18 protein-coding genes are annotated in these 19,207 nt (G+C 63.5%); 7 read left to right on the top strand and 11 right to left on the bottom strand.

Features of this window, described 5'->3' with window-relative positions; all coding sequences use genetic code 11:
* Positions 1-9 precede the first annotated feature (9 nt).
* The 5 genes from trxA (at position 10) to C380_RS09275 (ending at position 5,406) form a co-directional block, all read left to right on the top strand.
* A complete protein-coding gene (gene trxA, locus C380_RS09295) occupies positions 10-342 on the top strand; it encodes a thioredoxin TrxA (RefSeq protein ID WP_015013596.1) in 333 nt (110 codons plus the stop codon).
* A 277-nt stretch (positions 343-619) separates the two neighbouring features.
* Positions 620-1,882 (top strand): transcription termination factor Rho, encoded by a 1,263-nt coding sequence (gene rho / locus C380_RS09290; RefSeq protein WP_015013595.1) that lies wholly within the window; start codon positions 620-622, stop codon positions 1,880-1,882.
* A 92-nt stretch (positions 1,883-1,974) separates the two neighbouring features.
* Positions 1,975-2,229 carry a type B 50S ribosomal protein L31 gene (locus C380_RS09285; protein ID WP_015013594.1) on the top strand — a complete coding sequence of 85 codons (255 nt, stop codon included), beginning with the start codon at positions 1,975-1,977 and terminating at the stop codon, positions 2,227-2,229.
* 109 nt (positions 2,230-2,338) lie between these two features.
* Positions 2,339-4,039: a hypothetical protein gene (locus tag C380_RS09280; RefSeq protein ID WP_015013593.1), complete on the top strand. Its 1,701-nt coding sequence runs from the start codon at positions 2,339-2,341 to the stop codon at positions 4,037-4,039.
* Positions 4,039-5,406, top strand: a complete 1,368-nt coding sequence (locus C380_RS09275) for an MATE family efflux transporter (protein ID WP_015013592.1) — start codon at positions 4,039-4,041, stop codon at positions 5,404-5,406. Before C380_RS09280 ends, C380_RS09275 begins: the two co-directional genes overlap by 1 nt.
* On the opposite strand, the gene phoR is transcribed toward C380_RS09275, so the two are convergent.
* From phoR to pstS, 7 genes are all read right to left on the bottom strand, one after another.
* Positions 5,360-6,703, bottom strand: a complete 1,344-nt coding sequence (gene phoR, locus C380_RS09270) for a phosphate regulon sensor histidine kinase PhoR (RefSeq protein ID WP_015013591.1) — start codon at positions 6,701-6,703, stop codon at positions 5,360-5,362. The two genes, C380_RS09275 and phoR, sit on opposite strands and share 47 nt — an antisense overlap.
* A 166-nt stretch (positions 6,704-6,869) precedes the next feature.
* Complete coding sequence (phoB, locus tag C380_RS09265; RefSeq protein ID WP_015013590.1) at positions 6,870-7,577, bottom strand: phosphate regulon transcriptional regulator PhoB; 708 nt, start codon at positions 7,575-7,577, stop codon at positions 6,870-6,872.
* Between the two features lie 20 nt (positions 7,578-7,597).
* Positions 7,598-8,299: a phosphate signaling complex protein PhoU gene (gene phoU, locus C380_RS09260; protein WP_010457902.1), complete on the bottom strand. Its 702-nt coding sequence runs from the start codon at positions 8,297-8,299 to the stop codon at positions 7,598-7,600.
* A gap of 11 nt (positions 8,300-8,310) precedes the next feature.
* On the bottom strand, positions 8,311-9,093 hold the full coding sequence (gene pstB, locus C380_RS09255; RefSeq protein ID WP_015013589.1) for a phosphate ABC transporter ATP-binding protein PstB: 783 nt from the start codon (positions 9,091-9,093) through the stop codon (positions 8,311-8,313).
* 61 nt (positions 9,094-9,154) lie between these two features.
* Positions 9,155-10,009, bottom strand: coding sequence for a phosphate ABC transporter permease PstA (pstA, locus tag C380_RS09250; RefSeq protein ID WP_015013588.1), 855 nt, complete (start codon positions 10,007-10,009; stop codon positions 9,155-9,157).
* 41 nt (positions 10,010-10,050) lie between these two features.
* The gene (gene pstC, locus C380_RS09245; RefSeq protein ID WP_015013587.1) at positions 10,051-11,070 is read right to left on the bottom strand and encodes a phosphate ABC transporter permease subunit PstC; all 1,020 of its coding nucleotides are present in this window, start codon (positions 11,068-11,070) and stop codon (positions 10,051-10,053) included.
* An 80-nt stretch (positions 11,071-11,150) separates the two neighbouring features.
* On the bottom strand, positions 11,151-12,173 hold the full coding sequence (pstS, locus tag C380_RS09240) for a phosphate ABC transporter substrate-binding protein PstS (protein WP_015013586.1): 1,023 nt from the start codon (positions 12,171-12,173) through the stop codon (positions 11,151-11,153).
* Between the two features lie 263 nt (positions 12,174-12,436).
* On the opposite strand from pstS, the gene C380_RS09235 reads away from it, so the two are divergent.
* Together C380_RS09235 and C380_RS09230 are read left to right on the top strand one after the other, a co-directional pair.
* Complete coding sequence (locus tag C380_RS09235; protein ID WP_015013585.1) at positions 12,437-13,915, top strand: Ppx/GppA phosphatase family protein; 1,479 nt, start codon at positions 12,437-12,439, stop codon at positions 13,913-13,915.
* Between the two features lie 52 nt (positions 13,916-13,967).
* Positions 13,968-14,486: a hypothetical protein gene (locus C380_RS09230; RefSeq protein WP_015013584.1), complete on the top strand. Its 519-nt coding sequence runs from the start codon at positions 13,968-13,970 to the stop codon at positions 14,484-14,486.
* A 64-nt stretch (positions 14,487-14,550) separates the two neighbouring features.
* Here C380_RS09230 and C380_RS09225 read toward each other — a convergent pair whose 3' ends face one another.
* The 4 genes from C380_RS09225 to C380_RS09210 form a co-directional block, all read right to left on the bottom strand.
* Positions 14,551-15,015 carry a histidine phosphatase family protein gene (locus C380_RS09225; RefSeq protein WP_015013583.1) on the bottom strand — a complete coding sequence of 155 codons (465 nt, stop codon included), beginning with the start codon at positions 15,013-15,015 and terminating at the stop codon, positions 14,551-14,553.
* The gene (gene ppk1, locus C380_RS09220; protein ID WP_015013582.1) at positions 15,012-17,072 is read right to left on the bottom strand and encodes a polyphosphate kinase 1; all 2,061 of its coding nucleotides are present in this window, start codon (positions 17,070-17,072) and stop codon (positions 15,012-15,014) included. Before ppk1 ends, C380_RS09225 begins: the two co-directional genes overlap by 4 nt.
* A gap of 175 nt (positions 17,073-17,247) precedes the next feature.
* Entirely contained in the window at positions 17,248-18,339 is a 1,092-nt protein-coding gene (locus C380_RS09215) for a glycosyltransferase family 1 protein (protein ID WP_043565304.1), read from the bottom strand.
* The gene (locus C380_RS09210) at positions 18,336-19,205 is read right to left on the bottom strand and encodes a UDP-2,3-diacylglucosamine diphosphatase (protein ID WP_015013580.1); all 870 of its coding nucleotides are present in this window, start codon (positions 19,203-19,205) and stop codon (positions 18,336-18,338) included. The genes C380_RS09215 and C380_RS09210 overlap by 4 nt, the downstream gene beginning before the upstream one ends.
* Positions 19,206-19,207 lie beyond the last annotated feature (2 nt).

Below are 19,207 nucleotides of genomic sequence, written 5' to 3'. Positions count from 1 at the left end.
GAATCCGCCATGGCCAGCGAACTCATCAAACATGTCTCTGACGCCAGCTTTGAAGCCGACGTGCTGAAAACAGGCACCCCCGTGCTGGTGGACTACTGGGCCGAGTGGTGCGGCCCCTGCAAGATGATTGCCCCTATCCTCGACGAAGTCGCAGGCACTTACCAGGGCAAATTGCAGATCGCGAAGATGAACGTGGACGAGAACCGCGAGATCCCTGCCAAGTTCGGCATTCGCGGCATTCCCACCCTGATGCTGTTCAAGGACGGCCAGCTGGCCGCCACCAAGGTCGGCGCGATGAGCAAGGCCCAATTGACCGCCTTCATCGACCAGCAACTGGCCTGACCTCCTCTCCAAAGCCCCTCGGCAACACCGCCGCTGGGGCTTTTTTCGTTGAGCGATAGACCTGCGGGTGAACAACCAGCGGACAGCCGTGCAAAGCAAGGCGTTGCGCCTCTGAAGCCCCCGCATTTTTTCCTGTCATAATTCCTACAGATCACCGGGCTGCATGCATTGGCAGCCGGACCAAGATCCCTGGCGAGCCGGACCTGCAAACAGCAGCCCATTCGGCATCAGCCCACCTCCCCCAAGATTCATACCAGCTCCGCCAAGGAGTCAATCCATGCACTTAAACGAACTCAAGGCACTGCACGTGTCTGAAGTCCTGAAGCAGGCCGAAGAACTCGAAATCGAAAACACAGGCCGGATGCGCAAACAGGAATTGATGTTTGCGATCATCAAGAAGCGCGCCAAGGCAGGCGAGCAGGTATTTGCTGACGGGGTGCTGGAAATCCTGCCCGACGGATTCGGCTTTTTGCGCAGCCCCGACACCAGCTTCACCGCCAGCACGGACGACATCTACATCAGCCCCAGCCAGGTGCGCCGTTTCAACCTGCACACCGGCGACATGATCGAAGGTGAAGTGCGCACGCCCAAGGACGGCGAGCGCTACTTTGCCCTGACCAAGCTGGACAAGGTCAACGGCGGCCCACCCGAGCAGAACAAGCACAAGGTGATGTTCGAAAACCTGACGCCACTGTTCCCCAAAGAGCAGATGCGCCTGGAACGCGACATCAAGGGCGACGAGAACATCACAGGCCGCATCATCGACATCATCGCGCCCATCGGCCGCGGCCAGCGCGCATTGATCGTGGCGCCGCCGAAGAGCGGCAAGACGGTGATGATGCAGCACATCGCCCACGCCATCACGGCCAACAACCCCGACGTGCACCTGATGGTGCTGCTGGTGGACGAGCGCCCTGAAGAAGTGACGGAAATGCAGCGCACGGTGAAGGGCGACATCATTGCATCGACCTTCGACGAGCCCGCCGCCCGCCACGTGCATGTGGCCGAAATGGTGATCGAGCGCGCCAAGCGCCTGGTGGAGCTGAAGAAGGACGTGGTGATCCTGCTGGACTCGATCACCCGCTTGGCCCGCGCCTACAACAACGTGGTGCCCTCCAGCGGCAAAGTGCTGTCGGGCGGTGTGGACGCAGCAGCGCTGCAGCGCCCCAAGCGCTTCTTCGGCGCAGCCCGCAAGGTGGAAGAAGGCGGCTCGCTCACCATCATCGCCACCGCGCTGGTCGATACCGGCAGCCGCATGGACGAAGTGATCTTTGAAGAATTCAAGGGCACGGGCAACTGCGAAATCCACTTGAACCGCCGCCTGTACGAAAAGCGCGTGTTCCCCGCCATTGAACTCAACAAGAGCGGCACGCGCCGCGAAGAGCTGCTGCTGCCCCCGGAAATCCTGCAGAAGACCCGCATCCTGCGCCAGTTCATGTACAACATGGACGAGATCGAGTCGATGGAGCTCATGATCAAGAACATGAAGGCCACCAAGACCAATGTGGACTTCTTCGACATGATGCGTCGCGGGGGCTGATTCTCAGCCTGTGCAATAATAGAGGACTTTTTCTTGCGGAAAGTACATTGGACTGGCCGGTGCGGCTCCCGCAGTTGACTCAAAGGAAGATCATGAAAGAAGGCATTCACCCCAACTACCGCGAAGTTCTGTTCGTGGACCTGTCCAACGGTTTCAAGTTCGTGACCCGCTCGTGCGTGAACACCAAGGAAACCGAAACCCACGAAGGCAAGGAATACCCGCTGTTCAAGCTGGATACTTCTTCTGAATCGCACCCCTTCTACACCGGCACGCAAAAGTCGGTGGACAACATGGGTGGCCGCGTGGAACGCTTCCGCAACCGTTTCGGCAAGACCGCAGCGAAGTAATTCGCCCCTGCGATCCCGCCAAAAAGGCAGCCCGGGCAACCGGGCTGCCTTTTTTCATGGGTTTTGCCTTTATTCTCGGTGGCTCCTTTGCCCAGCCGCCCACTGCCGCGTGACTCTACCCACCCCCGCCATCGTTACCCAGAACGCCGTCAGCCCGCTGCCCCGCTGGGCGCTGCTGCTGCTTTGCATTGCCTACGTAGTGCCCGGCTTCGTGGGCCGCGATCCGTGGAAAAACGCAGACGTCACCGCCTTTGGCTACATGCTGGAGTTGGCCCAGGGACGCACTCCCTGGCTCAGTCCGCTGCTCGGTGGCATGCCCCCAGAGACCGAAGGTCTGCTGCCCTACTGGCTGGGCGCCTGGGCCGTGCAGATGGCGCCTGGGTGGCTGTCACCGGAGATGGCGGCCCGCATGCCGTTCATCGCGCTCCTGGTCATCACCCTGATGGCCACCTGGTATGGCGTGTACTACCTGGCCCGCAGCCCGGGTGCCCAACCGGTTGCGTTTGCTTTTGGCGGCGAGGCTTCCCCACTGGACTATGCGCGTGCTATTGCCGATGGCGCCTTGCTGGCGCTGATCGCCTGCCTGGGCCTGGCGCAGCTGTCGCATGAGGTGACAAGCTATCTGGCGCAGCTGGGCTGCACCGCTTTGCTGTTTTTTGCGGTGGCCGCCATGCCGCACCGCACCGTGGCGCCAGCCGTGGCATTGGTGCTGGGTATGGCCGGGCTCACGCTGTCAGGAGCCCCCGCCCTCACGGCCTTGCTAGGCGTGGGCGGCGCGGCGCTGGTGTTGTTTGCGCCTGCAAGCAACACCGACCGCCGCTGGCGCTGGGCTGCCGTGTTGGCAGCTTCCACCCTGGTAGCGGCTGTACTGGCCCAGGGCCTGGACCTGTGGCGCTGGCGGGTTGTGGGGTTCGATGGCGGCGGCAAAGACTGGCTGAGCCTGGCGCGCCTTCTGCTGTGGTTTGGCTGGCCGGCCTGGCCACTGGCCCTGTGGACTTTGTGGCGCTGGCGCCAGCAGATCTTCAGCCGCCCGGGCCAACGGCACCTGCTGGTGCCCCTTTGGTTCACCCTGGTGTCCATCGGCGCCACCATCACTACCCAGCCGGCGGACCGGGCCTTGCTGCTGGGCCTCCCCGCCCTGGCTGCGCTGGCAGCTTTTGCACTGCCCACGCTGCGCCGCAGTGTGGGGGCTTTGATTGACTGGTTCACGCTGCTGTTCTTCACTGCCTCGGCCCTCGCGATCTGGGTGATCTGGATCGCCATGCAGACCGGGGTGCCTGCCAAGCCCGCCGCCAACGTGGCCAAACTGGCACCCGGGTTTGTGCCCCAGTTTTCGGTGCTGGCTTTGCTGGTGGCCGTGGCGGCCACGGTGGGCTGGTGCGGTCTGGCGTGGTGGCGCGCATCCCGCAACCGGGCCCCCATCTGGAAGAGCCTGGTGCTGCCCGCTGGCGGTGCCGCCCTGGGCTGGCTTTTGCTGATGACCCTGTGGCTGCCCCTGCTGGACTACGCGCGCAGCTACGGTCCGCAGGTGCGCAGTGTGATCACCGCCCTGGGGCCGGAGCCCGGCTGCATTCAGACCGTGGGACTGAACCGCGCCCAGGTGGCGGCGCTGCAGTTCCATGGACAGCTGTCGCTGCAGCGCGCGGGCCTGCAGGATGAATGCCAGTGGCTGCTGGTGGACAGCGCCTCCTGGCCCGCGTCCGAACGCATGGTCCGCGCTGAACTGTGGGAGCCCCGGGCCACCCTGCCCCGCCCCACCGACAAGAACGAAAACCTGCTGCTGTTCCGCCGCGTGGCCCCAGCTCGCTGATGTCGGAGCTGTCCACCATCACCCGGCACGCCGTGACCGTGCTGGCGGGTCAACTGGCGGTCATGGCCTTCGGGGTGACGGACACCATTGTGGCGGGGCGCTACAGCGAATCGTCGCTGGCCGCGCTGTCCGTCGGGTCGGCCATTTTCATCAGTGTGTACGTTGCCCTGATGGGCGTGCTGCAGGCCCTGCTCCCCGTGTGGGCCGAACAGCGCGGGGCGCAACAACCCGAAGCCGTGGGCCGATCGCTGCGGCAAGCCCTGTACCTGTGCGCAGCGGCGGCTGTGCTGGGCATGGCGGTGCTGCTGTCGCCGGGCCCGCTGCTGCGCTGGACGGAGGTGCCGCCTGCGCTCCGCCCCCAGGTTGAAAACTATCTGGCCGTGCTCGCACTGGCACTCCCGCCCGCCCTGCTGTTCCGCATCTACAGCACCCTCAACCAGGCCCTGGGCCATCCGCGCTTGGTCACGTGGCTGCAGGTGGGCTCGCTGTTCATCAAGCTGCCGCTGTCGGTGTGGTTCACCTTTGGCGGCTGGGGCCTGCCCGCGCAGGGGGTGGTGGGCTGCGCCTGGGCCACGCTGGTCGTCAACTGCAGCATGCTGGCCTTGGCCGTGTGGCTGCTGCGCTCGCAGGACATCTATACCCCCCTGGGCCTGTGGCGCCGTATGGAGCTCCCCCACTGGCCCACCATTGCAGGCTTTGCCAGGCTCGGCATTCCGGCAGGCCTGGCCGTGATGGTGGAGGTGACTTCCTTCACCCTGATGGCCTTGTTCATCGCGCGCCAGGGCACCACGTCGGCGGCCGCTCACCAGATCGCCGCCAACATGGCCGCCGTGCTTTACATGGTGCCGCTGTCCCTGTCCATCGCCACCAGTGCGCGGGTGAGCTACTGGCTGGGCGCACAGCAGCCGCAGCGGGCCCGCCAGGTGGTTTTGATGGGTTTTTCGCTGGCTGCGCTAGTGGGTATTGCCCTGGCAGCTATCTTATTAATAGCAAGATACTCGATCAGCCAGATTTACACCGACAACGCCAACGTGGCAGCCGTGTCCGGCGCGGTGCTGGTCTGGGTGGCGGCGTACCACGCTGCCGATGCGGTGCAGACGCTGTGCGTGTTTGTGCTGCGCTGCTACCGCATCACACTGGCGCCACTGGTGGTGTATTGCGCGCTGCTATGGGGCGCGGGCCTGGCGGGCGGCTACTGGCTGGCTTATGGGGGCGGCGGGCCCTGGTCGGGTGTGGCTTCGCCCACGCCCTTCTGGGCGGCCAGCGCGGCGGCACTTGCAGTCACCGCACTGCTGTTCGTCGCCATGCTCTGGCGAGCCATCAGCCCGGCAGGGCAAAACCCCGCAAGCGGTTGGCCGGGAAGGTGACCGAAAACACCGAGCCCTTGCCCAGCGTGCTCGCGATGTCCAGCGTGGCGCCGTGGCGCTGAAGCACATGCTTGACGATGGCTAAGCCCAGGCCTGTACCCCCGGTCTCGCGCGAACGGCTGCGGTCCACCCGGTAAAAGCGCTCCGTCAGACGCGGGATGTGCTCGGGCGCAATGCCGGGACCGGTGTCGTGCACGGAGAACACGGCACTGCCGTCCTCCTTGCGCAGCCACTGCACCTCGATGGAACCACCGCCGGGCGTGTAGCGCACCGCGTTGTTGACGAGGTTGGACAAGGCGCTTTGCAGTTCGGCAGGCACACCTGCAATCTCGCCTTCGGCCCGCAGCAGGTCGGCCGCCGGAAAGCGCATCGCATGCGGGCGTTGCTGGTTCTGCGTGAGCAGTGCCGACAGGGCGCGCCCCTCCTCCTCGCAGCGCTGCATCAGTGACTGCACCGGTGTCCATTCGGCCATGCCGGGCAGCGGGCTGCCCTCCAGACGCGACAGCGTGAGCAGGTCCTGCACCACACTTTGCATGCGCTGTGCCTGCTGCGCCATCATGCCCAGGTAGCGCGAGCGCTCGTCGGCGCTCAGCGGCAGGGTCTGCAAGGTTTCGACAAAACCGGTCAGCACTGTGAGCGGTGTGCGGATTTCGTGCGACACATTGGCCACAAAGTCGCGCCGCATCGCATCGGCCTGCTCCAGCGCCGTCACATCACGCGACAGCAGCAGCGTGCGGCCGTCGCCGTAAGGGTGCAGGTGCACCGAGATGCGCACCGGCCGCGACGGCGTGCTCAACCGCCCTTCCAGCACCACGTCGCTGGTGAAGTCCTTGGCGGCGAAGTAAGCCGTGAATTCAGGGTTGCGCAGCAAGTTGCCGATGGACTGCATGACGTCGCGCTGCGCGTCAAAGCCAAACTGGTTGGCCGCCATCTGGTTGCACCATTCGATGCGGCCCTGCGCATCCAGCAACACCACGCCGTTGGGGGAGGCCTGCAGGGCGGCCAGAATCTCCTGCAACCGGTCCTGGCTGTCCCGAATCTGCGCCTCCTGCTTGCGCAGCAGCCGCCGCGCACGGTCTGCTGCCTCGCCCCAGATGCCGCGCATGGACGGCACCGATGCCAGGTCGCCGGTGCGCAACCAGCGCAGCACCCGCACGCCCCGTAGCAGGTCCCAGACGAACCACGCCCAGGCAGCAATGGCGGCCCCCAGCGCGGCGCCCCAGGGCCCACCCTGCCACCAACCCAAGCCACCACCCGCCAACTGCCACAGCAGGAAAAACGAAATACGCCACAGCATGCGGATTGCAAAGCCTTCTCAGAAACACCAGGGGCGCGACATGCTCGCCCATTGATCCATCACATCCATCCATCGCCACTGCCGATGCATGCAGGCCGCGGTAGCCCGCTGCACTGCAGTCACTAAGCGCGTCGCATCACTCACAGGCGGCAGGCCGCTGGCCCCATCAGGCCGACAGCGGCACCTGAGGTTGCGCAGTGAGCCGGTAGCCCGCGCCGCGCACCGTCTCCACCATCACGGACGCTGCACCCAGGGCCTCGCGCAGGCGCTTGACATGCACGTCCACCGTGCGCTCCTCGATGAAGACATGGTCGCCCCACACCTTGTCGAGCAGCTGTGAGCGGCTGTGCACACGCTCGGCATGCTTCATCAGGAAATGCAGCAGCTTGAACTCGGTGGGCCCCACCTTCAGGGGCTGGCCCTGGAAGGTGACCCGGTAGGTCGCGGCGTCCAGCACCAGCTCGCCAATGCTCACGCTGTCGCTCACCTGCTCGGGTGCGCGGCGGCGCAGCACCGCACGGATGCGGGCCAGCAGCTCTTGCGTGGAGAAGGGCTTGGTGATGTAGTCGTCGGCACCCGCGTCGAGCCCGGCCACCTTGTCAGGCTCATCACCACGCGCAGTGAGCATGAGGATAGGGATGGGCTTGGTGCGGCTGTCGGCACGCCACTTGCGCGCCAGCGACAGACCACTCTGCCCGGGCAACATCCAGTCGAGCAGGATCACGTCGGGTAGCACGGCATCCAGCTCGCGCTGCGCGCTGTCGCCGTCTTCCGCCCAGAAGGGCTGGAAACCGTTGTGTCGCAGGTTGACCGCAATCAGCTCGGCAATCGCGGGTTCGTCCTCCACGATGAGGACACGGGGAAGCTTTCTCATGGTGAATCAGCGCCCCGTACTTACAGCACTGCCGACTCGATCTCGTCGAGGGCCGTGTGACGCACGTCCTTGCCCTTGACCAGATAGATGATGAGTTCGGCCACGTTCTTGGAATGGTCGCCAATGCGCTCGATGGCCTTGGCGAGGAACAGCAGATCCAGGCTGGGGGAGATGGTGCGGGGGTCTTCCATCATGTAGGTGATGAGCTTGCGCACGAAGCCGTCGAACTCTTTGTCGATGAGGTCATCCTCCTTGAGGATGGCCACCGCCGCCTTCACGTCCAGCCGCGCAAATGCATCCAGCGTCTTGCGCAGCTGGCCCGAGGCCAGCTCGGCCGCCACACGCAGGTCGCTCGATGGCAACGAACGCGGCGCACCGCCTTCGATGATGGAGCGCACCATGCGTGCCATCTTGTTGGCCTCGTCGCCCATGCGCTCCAGATTGGCTGTGGCCTTGGAGAAGGCCAGCAGCAGGCGCAGGTCGCGCGCGGTGGGCTGGCGGCGGGCGATGATGGAGGACAGCTCCTGGTCGATCTCGACCTCCATCGCGTTGATGCGGGTCTCCATCGAGGCCACCGTCTCCACGGCTTCCAGGCTGAATTGCGACAGCGCGTACACCGCCTGGCGAATCTGGGACTCCACCAGGCCGCCCATTTCCATGACGCGGGCAGAGACGCTGTTGAGTTCGCTGTCGAACTGGGACGAAAGATGTTTATCGGGCATCTGCTGTCTCCTTAGCCGAAACGGCCGGTGATGTAGTCTTCGGTTTCTTTGCGCTCGGGTTTGAAGAAGATCTGCTCGGTGGCGCCGAACTCGATCATCTCGCCCAGGTACATGTAGGCGGTGTAGTCGCTGCAGCGGGCGGCCTGCTGCATGTTGTGGGTCACGATGGCAATGGTGTAGTCGTGCTTGAGTTCGTCGATCAGCTCTTCGATCTTGGCGGTGGACAGCGGGTCCAGCGCCGAGGTGGGCTCGTCCAGCAACAGCACCGAAGGCTTCACCGCCACGCTGCGTGCAATGCACAGGCGCTGCTGCTGGCCCCCGGAGAGCGACAGACCGCTCTGGTGCAGCTTGTCCTTCACCTCGGTCCACAGTGCGGCCTTGGACAGCGCCCATTCCACGCGGTCGTCCATCTCGCTCTTGCTCAGCGTCTCGTACAGCTTCACACCGAACGCGATGTTGTCGTAGATGGACATGGGAAACGGCGTGGGCTTCTGGAACACCATGCCGATGCGGGCGCGCAGCAGGTTGATGTCCTGCTTGGGGTCCAGGATGTCCTGGCCGTAGAAGCTGATGGAACCCTCGGCGCGCTGGCCGGGGTACAGGCTGTACATGCGGTTGAGCGTGCGCAGCAGCGTGGACTTGCCGCAGCCCGAGGGGCCAATGAAGGCAGTGACCTTGTGCTCGGCGATGTCCAGGCTCACGTTGCGCAGGCCCTGGAACTTGCCGTAGAAAAAGCTCAGGTTACGCAGCTCCAGCGCGTTCTTGCTGGCGGTGGCGGTAGCAGTGGCGTTCATTGTCAATTCCTGAAAATGGAGGCAGTCTTGTCGATGGCGTTGGCAGGATGAGCAACCGCTATCAGACGCGGTTCTTTTCGCGCAGGAACACCCGCGCCACGACGTTGAGGATCAGCACCGACAGCGTGATGAGCAGCGCACCACCCCAGGCCAGGCGAACCCAGTTTTCGTAAGGGCTCAGCGCAAACTGGAAGATCACGACTGGCAGGTTGGCCATGGGCGCATTCATGTTGGTGCTGAAGAACTGGTTGTTCAGCGCGGTGAACAGCAGGGGCGCCGTCTCGCCGCTGATGCGGGCCACGGCCAGCAGCAGACCGGTCATCACGCCGCTGCGGGCGGCGCGCAGGGTGACCATGGTGGAGACCTTCCAGCGCGGCGCGCCCAAGGCGAAGGCGGCTTCGCGCAGGCTGCCGGGTACCAGGCGCAACATGTTCTCGGTGGTGCGCACCACCACTGGCACGGCGATGAGCGAGAGCGCCAGGCTGCCCGCCCAGCCCGAAAAGTTGCCCACGGTAGCCACCGCGATGGCATACACGAACAGGCCCAGCACGATGGAGGGGGCAGACAGCATGATGTCCGTCACGAAGCGGGTCAGTTCGGCGGTCTTGCTCTGGTCGCCGTACTCGGCCAGGTACACGCCGGCCAACACGCCGATGGGCGTTGACACCAGCACGGTGAAGCCCACCATCAGCAGGCTGCCCACGATGGCGTTGGCCAAGCCACCGCCGTCGGAGCCAGGGGCTGGGGTGGACTGCGTGAACATGTTCCAGTCCAAGGCAGCAAAGCCGTTGGACAGCAGCACGCTCAGAATCCAGAGCAGCACGAACAGGCCCAGTGCCATGGCGCCCAGTGACAGGGTCAGGCCAATGGCGTTGGAGCGACGGCGCTTTGCGTAGAGTTGTTGATTGAATTCCATGGAGCTTGTCTCTGAAGAGGGTCGGGAGCGGGCTGCAGGGCTTACAGGCCCTTGGCCTTCTCGGCGCGCAGCAGCATGATCTTGGCGGCCGACAGCACCACAAACGTGATCACGAACAGCAGGAAGCCCAGGGCGAACAGTGTGGACAAGTGGAAGTCCGCCGCTTCGCCGAACTCATTGGCCAGCGTGGATGCGATGGACGTGCCGGGCGAGAACAGCGAGGTGGGCATGCGGTTGGCGTTGCCAATCACGAAAGTGACGGCCATCGTCTCACCCAAGGCCCGGCCCAGACCCAGCATCACACCGCCAATCACGCCCTTTTGCGTGTAGGGCAACACCACCCGGCGCACCACCTCCCAGGTCGTGCAGCCCAGGCCGTAGGCGGACTCGCGCAGGATGGGGGGAACAATCTCGAACACATCGCGCATCACGGCCGCCACAAAGGGCAGCACCATGAAGGCCAGCACGATGCCCGCAGCCAGGATGCCAAAGCCGTTGGTACTGCCGCCAAACAGGAAGCCGATCAGCGGCATGGACCCGAGCAGCTTTTGCACCGGTACCTGGAAATGGTCTGCGAACAATGGCGCAAACACAAACAGACCAAACATGCCGTATATGATGGACGGCACGGCCGCCAGCAACTCCACCGCCGTACCGAGCGGGCGGCGCAGCCACACGGGGCAGGTTTCTGTCAGGAAGAGTGCAATGCCAAATGCCAGCGGCACGGCGATCAGCAGTGCAATCCCCGCACTGGCGAGGGTGCCGACGATGGCGATCGCCGCACCAAATTCTTCATTGATGATGTCCCACTCAGCGCGCCAGATGAACTGGATGCCAAACTTGTGGAAAGCTGGCCACGCGTAAATGAACAGCGAGACGATGATGCCCAGCAGCGCCACCAGCACCAGCAGCGACAGGCTCTGGGTCAGCCGATGGAAAACGATATCCTGCAGCCGCTGCCGCTTGGCAATCGACACCATGGACGGTGTGGGGGCGTCCGTCGTCTTGACGGACACGGGTTGCGAACTCATGGTGGTTCCCACGCTCATGTTGACTCCCATCTGGCTTCTGGAGACCCCACAAACCAGCGCCCACCGGCCAGACCTGCCGGCCGATGGGCACTATTCTGGGGCAAACCGCTTTACTTCTTGATTTGCGACCAGACCTTGGAGCGGATCTGTGCCGTCAGGGTGTCAGGCAGTGGCACATAGTCCAGGTCTGCTGCCATGGTCTTGCCGTTCTTGAAGGCCCAGTCAAAGAACTTCAGAACTTCGGCCGACTGGGCCTTGTCTGCAGGATCGGCGTACATGAGGATGAAGGACGCCGTGCTCACGGGCCAGCTGTTGGCCCCCTTGGCGTTCACCATCGAAATCCCCATGCCAGGCACGCTGAACCAGTCAGCGCTGGCGGCTGCCGCAGCAAAGGTGGCATCGTCAGGCGACACATACTTGCCATCGGCGTTCTGCAACTGCAGGAATGTCATGTTGTTCTTCTTGACGTAGGCGTACTCCACGTAGCCCAGCGCACCCTTCACACGGGTCACGTTCGCCGCAACGCCTTCATTGCCCTTGCCGCCCACGGAAGACTGAGCAGGCCACTTCACCGCAGCACCCTTGCCCACCGTATCAGCCCACTCCTTGCTGACGGAGCTCAGATAGTCGGTCCAGTTGAAAGTGGTGCCAGAGCCATCGGCGCGGTGCACGATGGTGATGTTTTGGTCGGGCAGTGTCTTGCCGGGGTTCAGAGCTGCCAGCTTGGCATCATTCCACTTGGTAATCTTGCCCAGGTACATTTCGGCCAGCACGGGGCCGGTCACGCGCAGTTCGCCGGGCTTGAAGCCGTCCAGGTTCACCACAGGCACGGTGCCGCCGATGATGGCAGGAAACTGCACCATGCCGTCTTTTTCCAGCTCAGCGCCCGACAGTGGGGCATCGGTCGCGCCAAAAGCCACGGTCTTGGCGCGGATCTGGCGAATACCGCCCGAGGAACCGATGGACTGATAGTTCAGGCCCACGCCGGTTTCCTTCTTGTAGGCTTCCGCCCACTTGGCATACATCGGGAAAGGGAACGTGGCGCCAGCGCCGGTGATGTCTGCCGCAAAGGCGTTGCCCACTGCCAGGGCGGCCAGTGCTACTGCGACGGTTTTGAGAAATACGCGTTTCATGAGGTACCTTTCGGCAGGGGTTAACAGGAACACAGCGAACTCTAGAGACCTATCGTGACAATTCGGTGACACAAAAGACCACCCCCGGAACATTGCGACAACCGCCATGACGCCGTGTACCCGACGTCATGGATGTGTCACACAACCCCATCACACTCCCTCCATAGCCCGATCCGTGCCTGCCCAGGCATTAGCGGCCCACGCCCCGGATCGGGGCACGCGCATCGCGGTACGATGCCGCACGCAGCTCCCACCCAACACACATGCAGAACGGCACACGCCTCGCCGCGGTCGACCTCGGCTCCAACAGTTTTCGCCTGGAAATCGGGCGCTATGAGTTCGGACACATCCAGCGGGTGGAATACCTGAAGGAAACGGTGCGACAGGGCAATGGGCTGGACGAAGACCGCAACCTGACCCGCGACGCGATGGAGCGGGGTTGGGCTTGTCTGGCTCGTTTCGGGGAGCGCTTGGCAGGTTTTCCCCGCGCCCAGGTGCGCGCTGTGGCCACACAGACGCTGCGCGAAGCGCGCAACCGCGAGGAGTTCCTGTCACGCGGCAGTGAGGTGCTGGGATATCCGATTGATGTGGTGTCCGGGCCCGAAGAGGCCCGATTGATCTACCAGGGCGTTGCCCGGCTGTTGCCCCAGTCCGACGAGCGCCGCTTGGTCGTGGACATCGGAGGACGGTCCACCGAACTCATCCTTGGCGAGCAGTTCACGCCCCACGCGGTGGCCTCTTTCCGGGTGGGCAGCGTAGCTTGGTCACAACGCTATTTTTCCAACGGAGAGTTCTCCTCTCAGGCCTTTCTGGCGGCAGAGATTGCGGCCAAGGCGGTGCTGGACGAGGCGCTCGCGACCTTTCGCCCCGATGCATGGGACATCGCCTATGGGTCGTCGGGCACAGCAGGTGCCGTGGGTGACATCCTGTCCGCCGCTGGAGGTTCGCAGGGTCTGATCACCCGCGATGGACTGAACTGGCTGCGAGAGCGTTTGCTCCGCGCCCAAAGTGCCGACCGTCTCCGCTTGGACGGACTCAAGGAGGAGCGCCGAGCAGTCATCGGGGGTGGCGTCAGCGTGCTGCGTGCCGTGTTTGATCTGCTGGACATCCACGAAATGCAGGTTGCACAAGGGGCCCTGCGCCAAGGGGCTTTGTATGACCTCCTGGATCGCGAACAACCCGGCACCGACCTGCGCACCACGACCGTCCAAGGGTTGATGCAGCGGTTTGGCGTGGACATGGAGCATGCAGACCGGGTTGCACGCACTGCCTGCGCATTGTTTGACCAGGCTGCCCCGCCCGGTAGCGAACGCGCCAGCCGCAAGCTGGACTGGGCCGCCCGCCTGCACGAGATTGGCTGCCGCATTTCGCACAGCGACTACCACCGTCACGGCGCCTACATTCTGGACAACACGGATGCCGCTGGGTTTGCGGTGCCCGAACTGCACCGTCTGGGAGTTCTGGTGCAGGGGCAGCGGGGGAAGGTGCGCAAGCTGGGGGTAGAACTGGACGATCCGATTTTTGTGCTGCAACTGCTGTGCTTGCGCTTGGCCGTAGCCCTGTGCCACGCACGCCGGGAGCCTGATACCAAAGGGCTGTCATTGCAGGCGGACGGACAGCGATTTCAGATCAGCGCGCGCCCGGGATGGGCCATCGCATACCCCCAGTCGGCCCACCTTCTGCGCGAAGAAGTTCAAGCCTGGCAAAAAACCCCATGGGAACTGGCTGTGGACATGCCTTGAGGGGAAACAACAAACGGTATAAACTGTTTATACCGTTTATCAATCTTCTGCCATGACCACTGCCACCACAACCCCCAGCCCCATCATCACCCCCGCCGCTGAGCCAGTCAAAGCTGCCAAGCCAACCACGGCACCAAAGGCTCCAAAGGCATCCAAGGCTGCAAAGCCCGCCAAAAAGGCCGCAGCAGAAAAGGCGCCAGCCTCCAAGCCAGCCACCGCGACCAAGCCTGCCAAGGCAGCTGCCGCAGTGAAACCCACCAAGGCCACCGAGCCCAAGGGCAAAAAGCCCAAGCTGGTCCGTGACAGCTTCACCATCCCCAAAGACGAGTACACGGTACTCGACACCCTGAAAGACCGCGCCACAGCACTGGCCCATCCTGTCAAGAAGAGCGAGCTGCTGCGCGCAGGGCTTAAGGTGCTGGCGGGTCTGTCAGACAGCGCGTTGCGCAGCGCCTTGGAAGCTGTGCCGTCGATCAAGACCGGGCGCCCCAAGGCCGATGCAGCCGAACCCGCGCCAACCACCCCAGCCAAGCCAGCGACCAAGGCCAGCGGCAAAGCAGGCCGCAAGTAAATCTGCCCCAAGAGACACGGCGTGTCCAGAGCGAGCGCCTTCGCACTCGACATCGCCGGGCAAGTTACAGAAATTCTGGAGACTGCACCGCTATCAGGACGGTCTGGCTGTGATCCCAGCGCTGGCGCTGGCGCAACCACCACACAGAGCCCTTGCGCACGGGGCATTCGGGGGCCTGGAGTTGCAGCAAGTGGGCAATGGTCTGGCCTAGCATGGGCTGGTGGCCCACCACCAGCACCGCCCCTTTGGCGCGAGGCCACTGCACCAGCTCCAGCAAATCCTGGGGCGTTCCTCCAGGCAACAGCTCAGCGCGCATCTTGAATTTGCGTCCCAGGACATGGGCCGTCTGCTCAGTTCGCCGCGCGGGACTCGCCACCACCCTCAGCCCCTCCGGCAACTGCCGATCCAACCAAGCGGCCATCCGCACTGCCTGCTTCTCGCCCCGGGGCGTGAGCGGGCGGGCCAGGTCATCCCCGCCGTCCTGAGCCTCTTCCGCCTCGGCGTGACGCCAGAGAATCAAGTCCATCATGCGGCCCCTGGCTCCTTGCGGCCAAGGGCTGGACGCGGCCCGTAGCGCGCCATCAAGGCGTTCTGTGCGCCATGGCCGTCTACAGGATGTGCTGCGCGGTCGTAAGTGCCGGCTGCATTCAATGTCCAGGCATCCCGGTCATCACACAGGTACGCCACCAAACATTCGTCAATGATCTGCTGACGCAGTTTGGCGTCCGTGACGGGCCACGCCAGCTCCACGCGACGCATCATGTTGCGGTTCATCCAGTCGGCGCTCGACAGGTACAGGTCTTCTTCATCACCCGCACAGAAGTAGAAAACACGGGTGTGCTCCAGAAACCGCCCAATCACCGAGCGCACGCGGATGTTGTCAGTCACTCCCGGCACCTGGGGCGCCAGCATGCAGGCCCCTCGCACAATCAGATCGATGCGCGCACCGCGCTGCCCGGCGAGGATCAACGCACGCATGAGCCCCTCATCTGTCAGGGCGTTCATCTTGGCCACGATCCGCGCTTCTTCGCCACGGCTTGCCGCCAGACCCACCCTCTCGATTTTTTCGATCATGCGGCGGTGCAGATGGAACGGCGCCAGCATGAGCTTGCGCAGCTTGGGAGGTCGGTTCTGGCTCGCGAGGTGATTGAACACACCATCCATGTCGGCAGTGGTTTCTTCGTCGGCCGTGAGGTAGCTCAGGTCGGTATACAGCTTGGCTGTGCGCACGTTGTAGTTGCCGGTGGACAGGTGTCCATAACGGCGCAACTGCCGCCCCTCGCGTCGCGTGACGAGCAGCATCTTGGCGTGGGTCTTGAGGCCCACCACGCCATAGACCACCTGCGCCCCGATTGACTCCAGTGCCTCGGCCCAGTTGATGTTGGCCTCTTCGTCAAAACGGGCCTTCAGCTCCACCACGGCCATCACCTCTTTGCCCCGGCGCACTGCCTCGCTGAGCAGGTCCATGAGCTCCGAGTCGGAACCAGTGCGGTAGATGGTCTGCTTGATGACCAGCACCTGCGGGTCGTTCACGGCCTCCCGCAAAAAGGCAAGCAACCCATCAAAGCTCTCGAAGGGCTGATGGATCAACACGTCGCGCTCGCGCAGCTGCCCCATGATCGACACCCCTGGCTGGAGCTGACGCGGCCAAGCGGAACTCCATGGTGGAAAGAGCAACGCGGGATCGTTCACCAAATCCACCAGCTGATTCAGGCGCACCAGATTCACGGGACCATGCACACGATACAAGGCCGCGTTAGGCAGATCGAACTGCTGCAGCAGGAAGTCAGACAGAAAGCGAGAACAGCCCGCCGAGACCTCCAGGCGCACCGCCTGTCCGTAATGGCGTTGCTGAAGGCCTTGCCGCAAGGCGGTGCGCAGATTCCGCACATCCTCCTCGTCCAGTGCCAAATCGGAATGGCGCGTCACCCGGAACTGCGAGAACTCCGTCACCTCTCGGCCAGGGAACAGATCCTCCAGATGCGCACGCACGATGCTGGACAAGCTGACGAACAACATCCCGTCGGGCGCCACCTTCTTCGGCATGCGGATCAGACGGGGCAAGGCACGCGGCACCTTGACGATGGCGATTTCATTCTCGCGGCCAAAGGCATCATGTCCCTTGAGACGCACAATGAAGTTCAACGATTTATTGGCCACCTGCGGAAACGGGTGGGCCGGATCGAGCCCCACCGGGATCAACAGGGGACGGACCTCGCGAACAAAATATTCATGAACCCAGCGCCTCTGCTCTGCGGAACGGTCGCCATGCGCCACGATATGGATGCCATGCTGCGCAAACGCAGGGACCAGCACTTCGTTGTACAGCGCATATTGACGCTCCACCAAGTCATGAACCTGGGCGGACAGCGCCTCAAAAGACGCTGCGGTGTAGATGCCCTTGGTCTCGCCTTTCTTCGCCGCCGTGATGTGCGCTGCCGCACGCACCTCAAAGAATTCGTCGAGGTTGGACGAGACGATGCACAGATAGCGCAGCCGCTCCAGCAGCGGAACATCCGTACGGACCGCCCAGTCGAACACGCGTTCATTGAACGCGAGAATGCTGTGGTCACGGTCCAGAAACATATGGGGAGCACCGCCTGTGACAGGCTCTGCCACCCCAGGATCGCTGTCATGTGACACGGAGTGCAAGGAGTTTCCGGCGGCATCGGGGTGCTCGCGCTGCAAAGGGATGGAATCGGCGGTAGGCAGGGGCGGCATGGATACGCGGGGTGCAGCAATTGCGGAATCGCTGCAGTATTTAACGCCCAGATGACAACTGCGTGACAGACTTTGTGACAGACACAGGAGCTCCCCGTGAGCTGGAGCGGGCAGGCACCAAATACTGTTGAAACAGCCGGGCTGCATGTGCCCAAGTGAATTCCAGTGCCCGGGTTCGTGCCTCGGACCTCGGTATAGACAACGCTTGCTGCGTGGCCGCCAAAAGGCTGTCATGCAACACGCCGCCCAGAGGCGCCCCGCCCTCCCCAGCTCCCAACACCTCCCGCGGCCCATCTTCGGGAAAGGCGGCCACCGGCGTGCCACAAGCCATGGCTTCCAGCATGACCAGCCCAAAGGTTTCGGAGCGGCTTGGAAACACAAAGACATCGGCCGAGGCGTAGACCTGTGCCAGCGAATCTCGGTCCAGGATGCCAAGCCACCGCACTTGCGGGTACTTGGCTTTCAGCCGTGCTTCGAGCGGGCCCACACCACACACGACCTTGGTGCCTGGCATATCCAACTGCAAAAAGGCGTCAATGTTCTTTTCATACGAGATACGGCCCACATACAGCGCCACCGGATGGGCAAGCACGCCCGTGAGGGGGCTCTGACAGACCTCGCCATGGAATCGGAACGCCTGGGTATCCACACCATGCGTCCACAAGCGCAGGTGGCTGAAGCCCCGCTGCTGCAGCATCTGCAAGACCCCCTGTGTGGGCACCATCACCCCGGACGAGGGACGATGAAAATGCCTGAAAAGCGCATACCCCCAACGCAGCGGTATGCGCAGGGCGGCCTGCAGGATCTCAGGAAAGCGCGTGTGAAAGGCGGTGGTGAAAGCCAGGCCACGCTTGAGGCAATAGCGACGGCCCGCCCAGCCCAGAGGCCCCTCGGTCGCCAGATGAATGGCATCCGGCTGCAAGGCATCCAGCTTCTGGGCAAGCACCTTGTAGGGCCGCACAGCCAGGTCAATGCCCGCGTAACCGGGACACGGGCGGGTTGCAAACTGTCCGGGGTGGAGCACGTGAACATCATGCCCGGCATCTTCCAGCTCGCGAACCAACTCCACCAGCGTGGTCACCACGCCATTGACCTGGGGCAGCCATGCATCGGTCAGCAACGCGATCCTCATGCGGGCACCTGTTCGATCTGGTGGGACACATGGGTCGCAGGAGTGGCGGGCCAGTACAACAGCTCCAGTCGGCCATCCAGGTGTTCGACCAGCGCTGTGTGGCTCTCCACCCAGTCGCCATCGTTGCAATACAAGGTCCCGTTGATCTCGCGCATCTCCGCGCGGTGGATATGTCCGCAAACCACTCCGTCGTGCCCACGGCGGCGGGCCTCTGCGGCCACTGCCACCTCGAAGTCGGTGACATAGTTGAGCGCTTTTTTCACCTTGCCCTTGAGGTAGGCAGACAGCGACCAGTACGGCAGCCCCATGCGGGCTCGCCAGGTGTTCAGATGGCGATTGAGCTTGAGCGTGAATTCATACAGGTTGTCACCCACGTAGGCGAGCCATTTGGCGCACCGGATCACGCCGTCAAAGTGATCGCCGTGGGTGACCCAAAGGCTGCGCCCGTCGGCAGTGGTGTGCACCGCATCGGACACCACCTCGATGCCCCCGAAGGAATGCCCCACAAACGCCCTGGCAAACTCGTCGTGGTTGCCAGGAACAAACACCACACGGCACCCTTTGCGCGCGCGGCGCAGCAACTTTTGCACCACGTCGTTGTGGGCCTGGGGCCAAAACCAGCGGCGGCGTAACTGCCAACCGTCCACGATGTCCCCCACCAAGTACAGATGGTCGCTGGGATGGTGTTTCAGAAAATCCAGCAGCGCGTCAGCCTGGCACCCTGGAGTGCCAAGGTGCAAATCCGAGATGAACACCGCGCGAAACCGCCGCTGACCCGCGAGTGCTGCAGATGCGTCAGGCTCGGCATCCTGAGCCACCGGAGACTCGTTCAACCAAGGGCCCAGAGCGTCGAACGCGGCACGCACCG

This window comes from Acidovorax sp. KKS102 (assembly GCF_000302535.1).
In the GTDB taxonomy this organism is placed as follows: domain Bacteria; phylum Pseudomonadota; class Gammaproteobacteria; order Burkholderiales; family Burkholderiaceae_C; genus Acidovorax.
The sequence above is the reverse complement of the archived record's forward strand: the minus strand, read 5'-3'. Positions and strand labels throughout refer to the sequence as shown.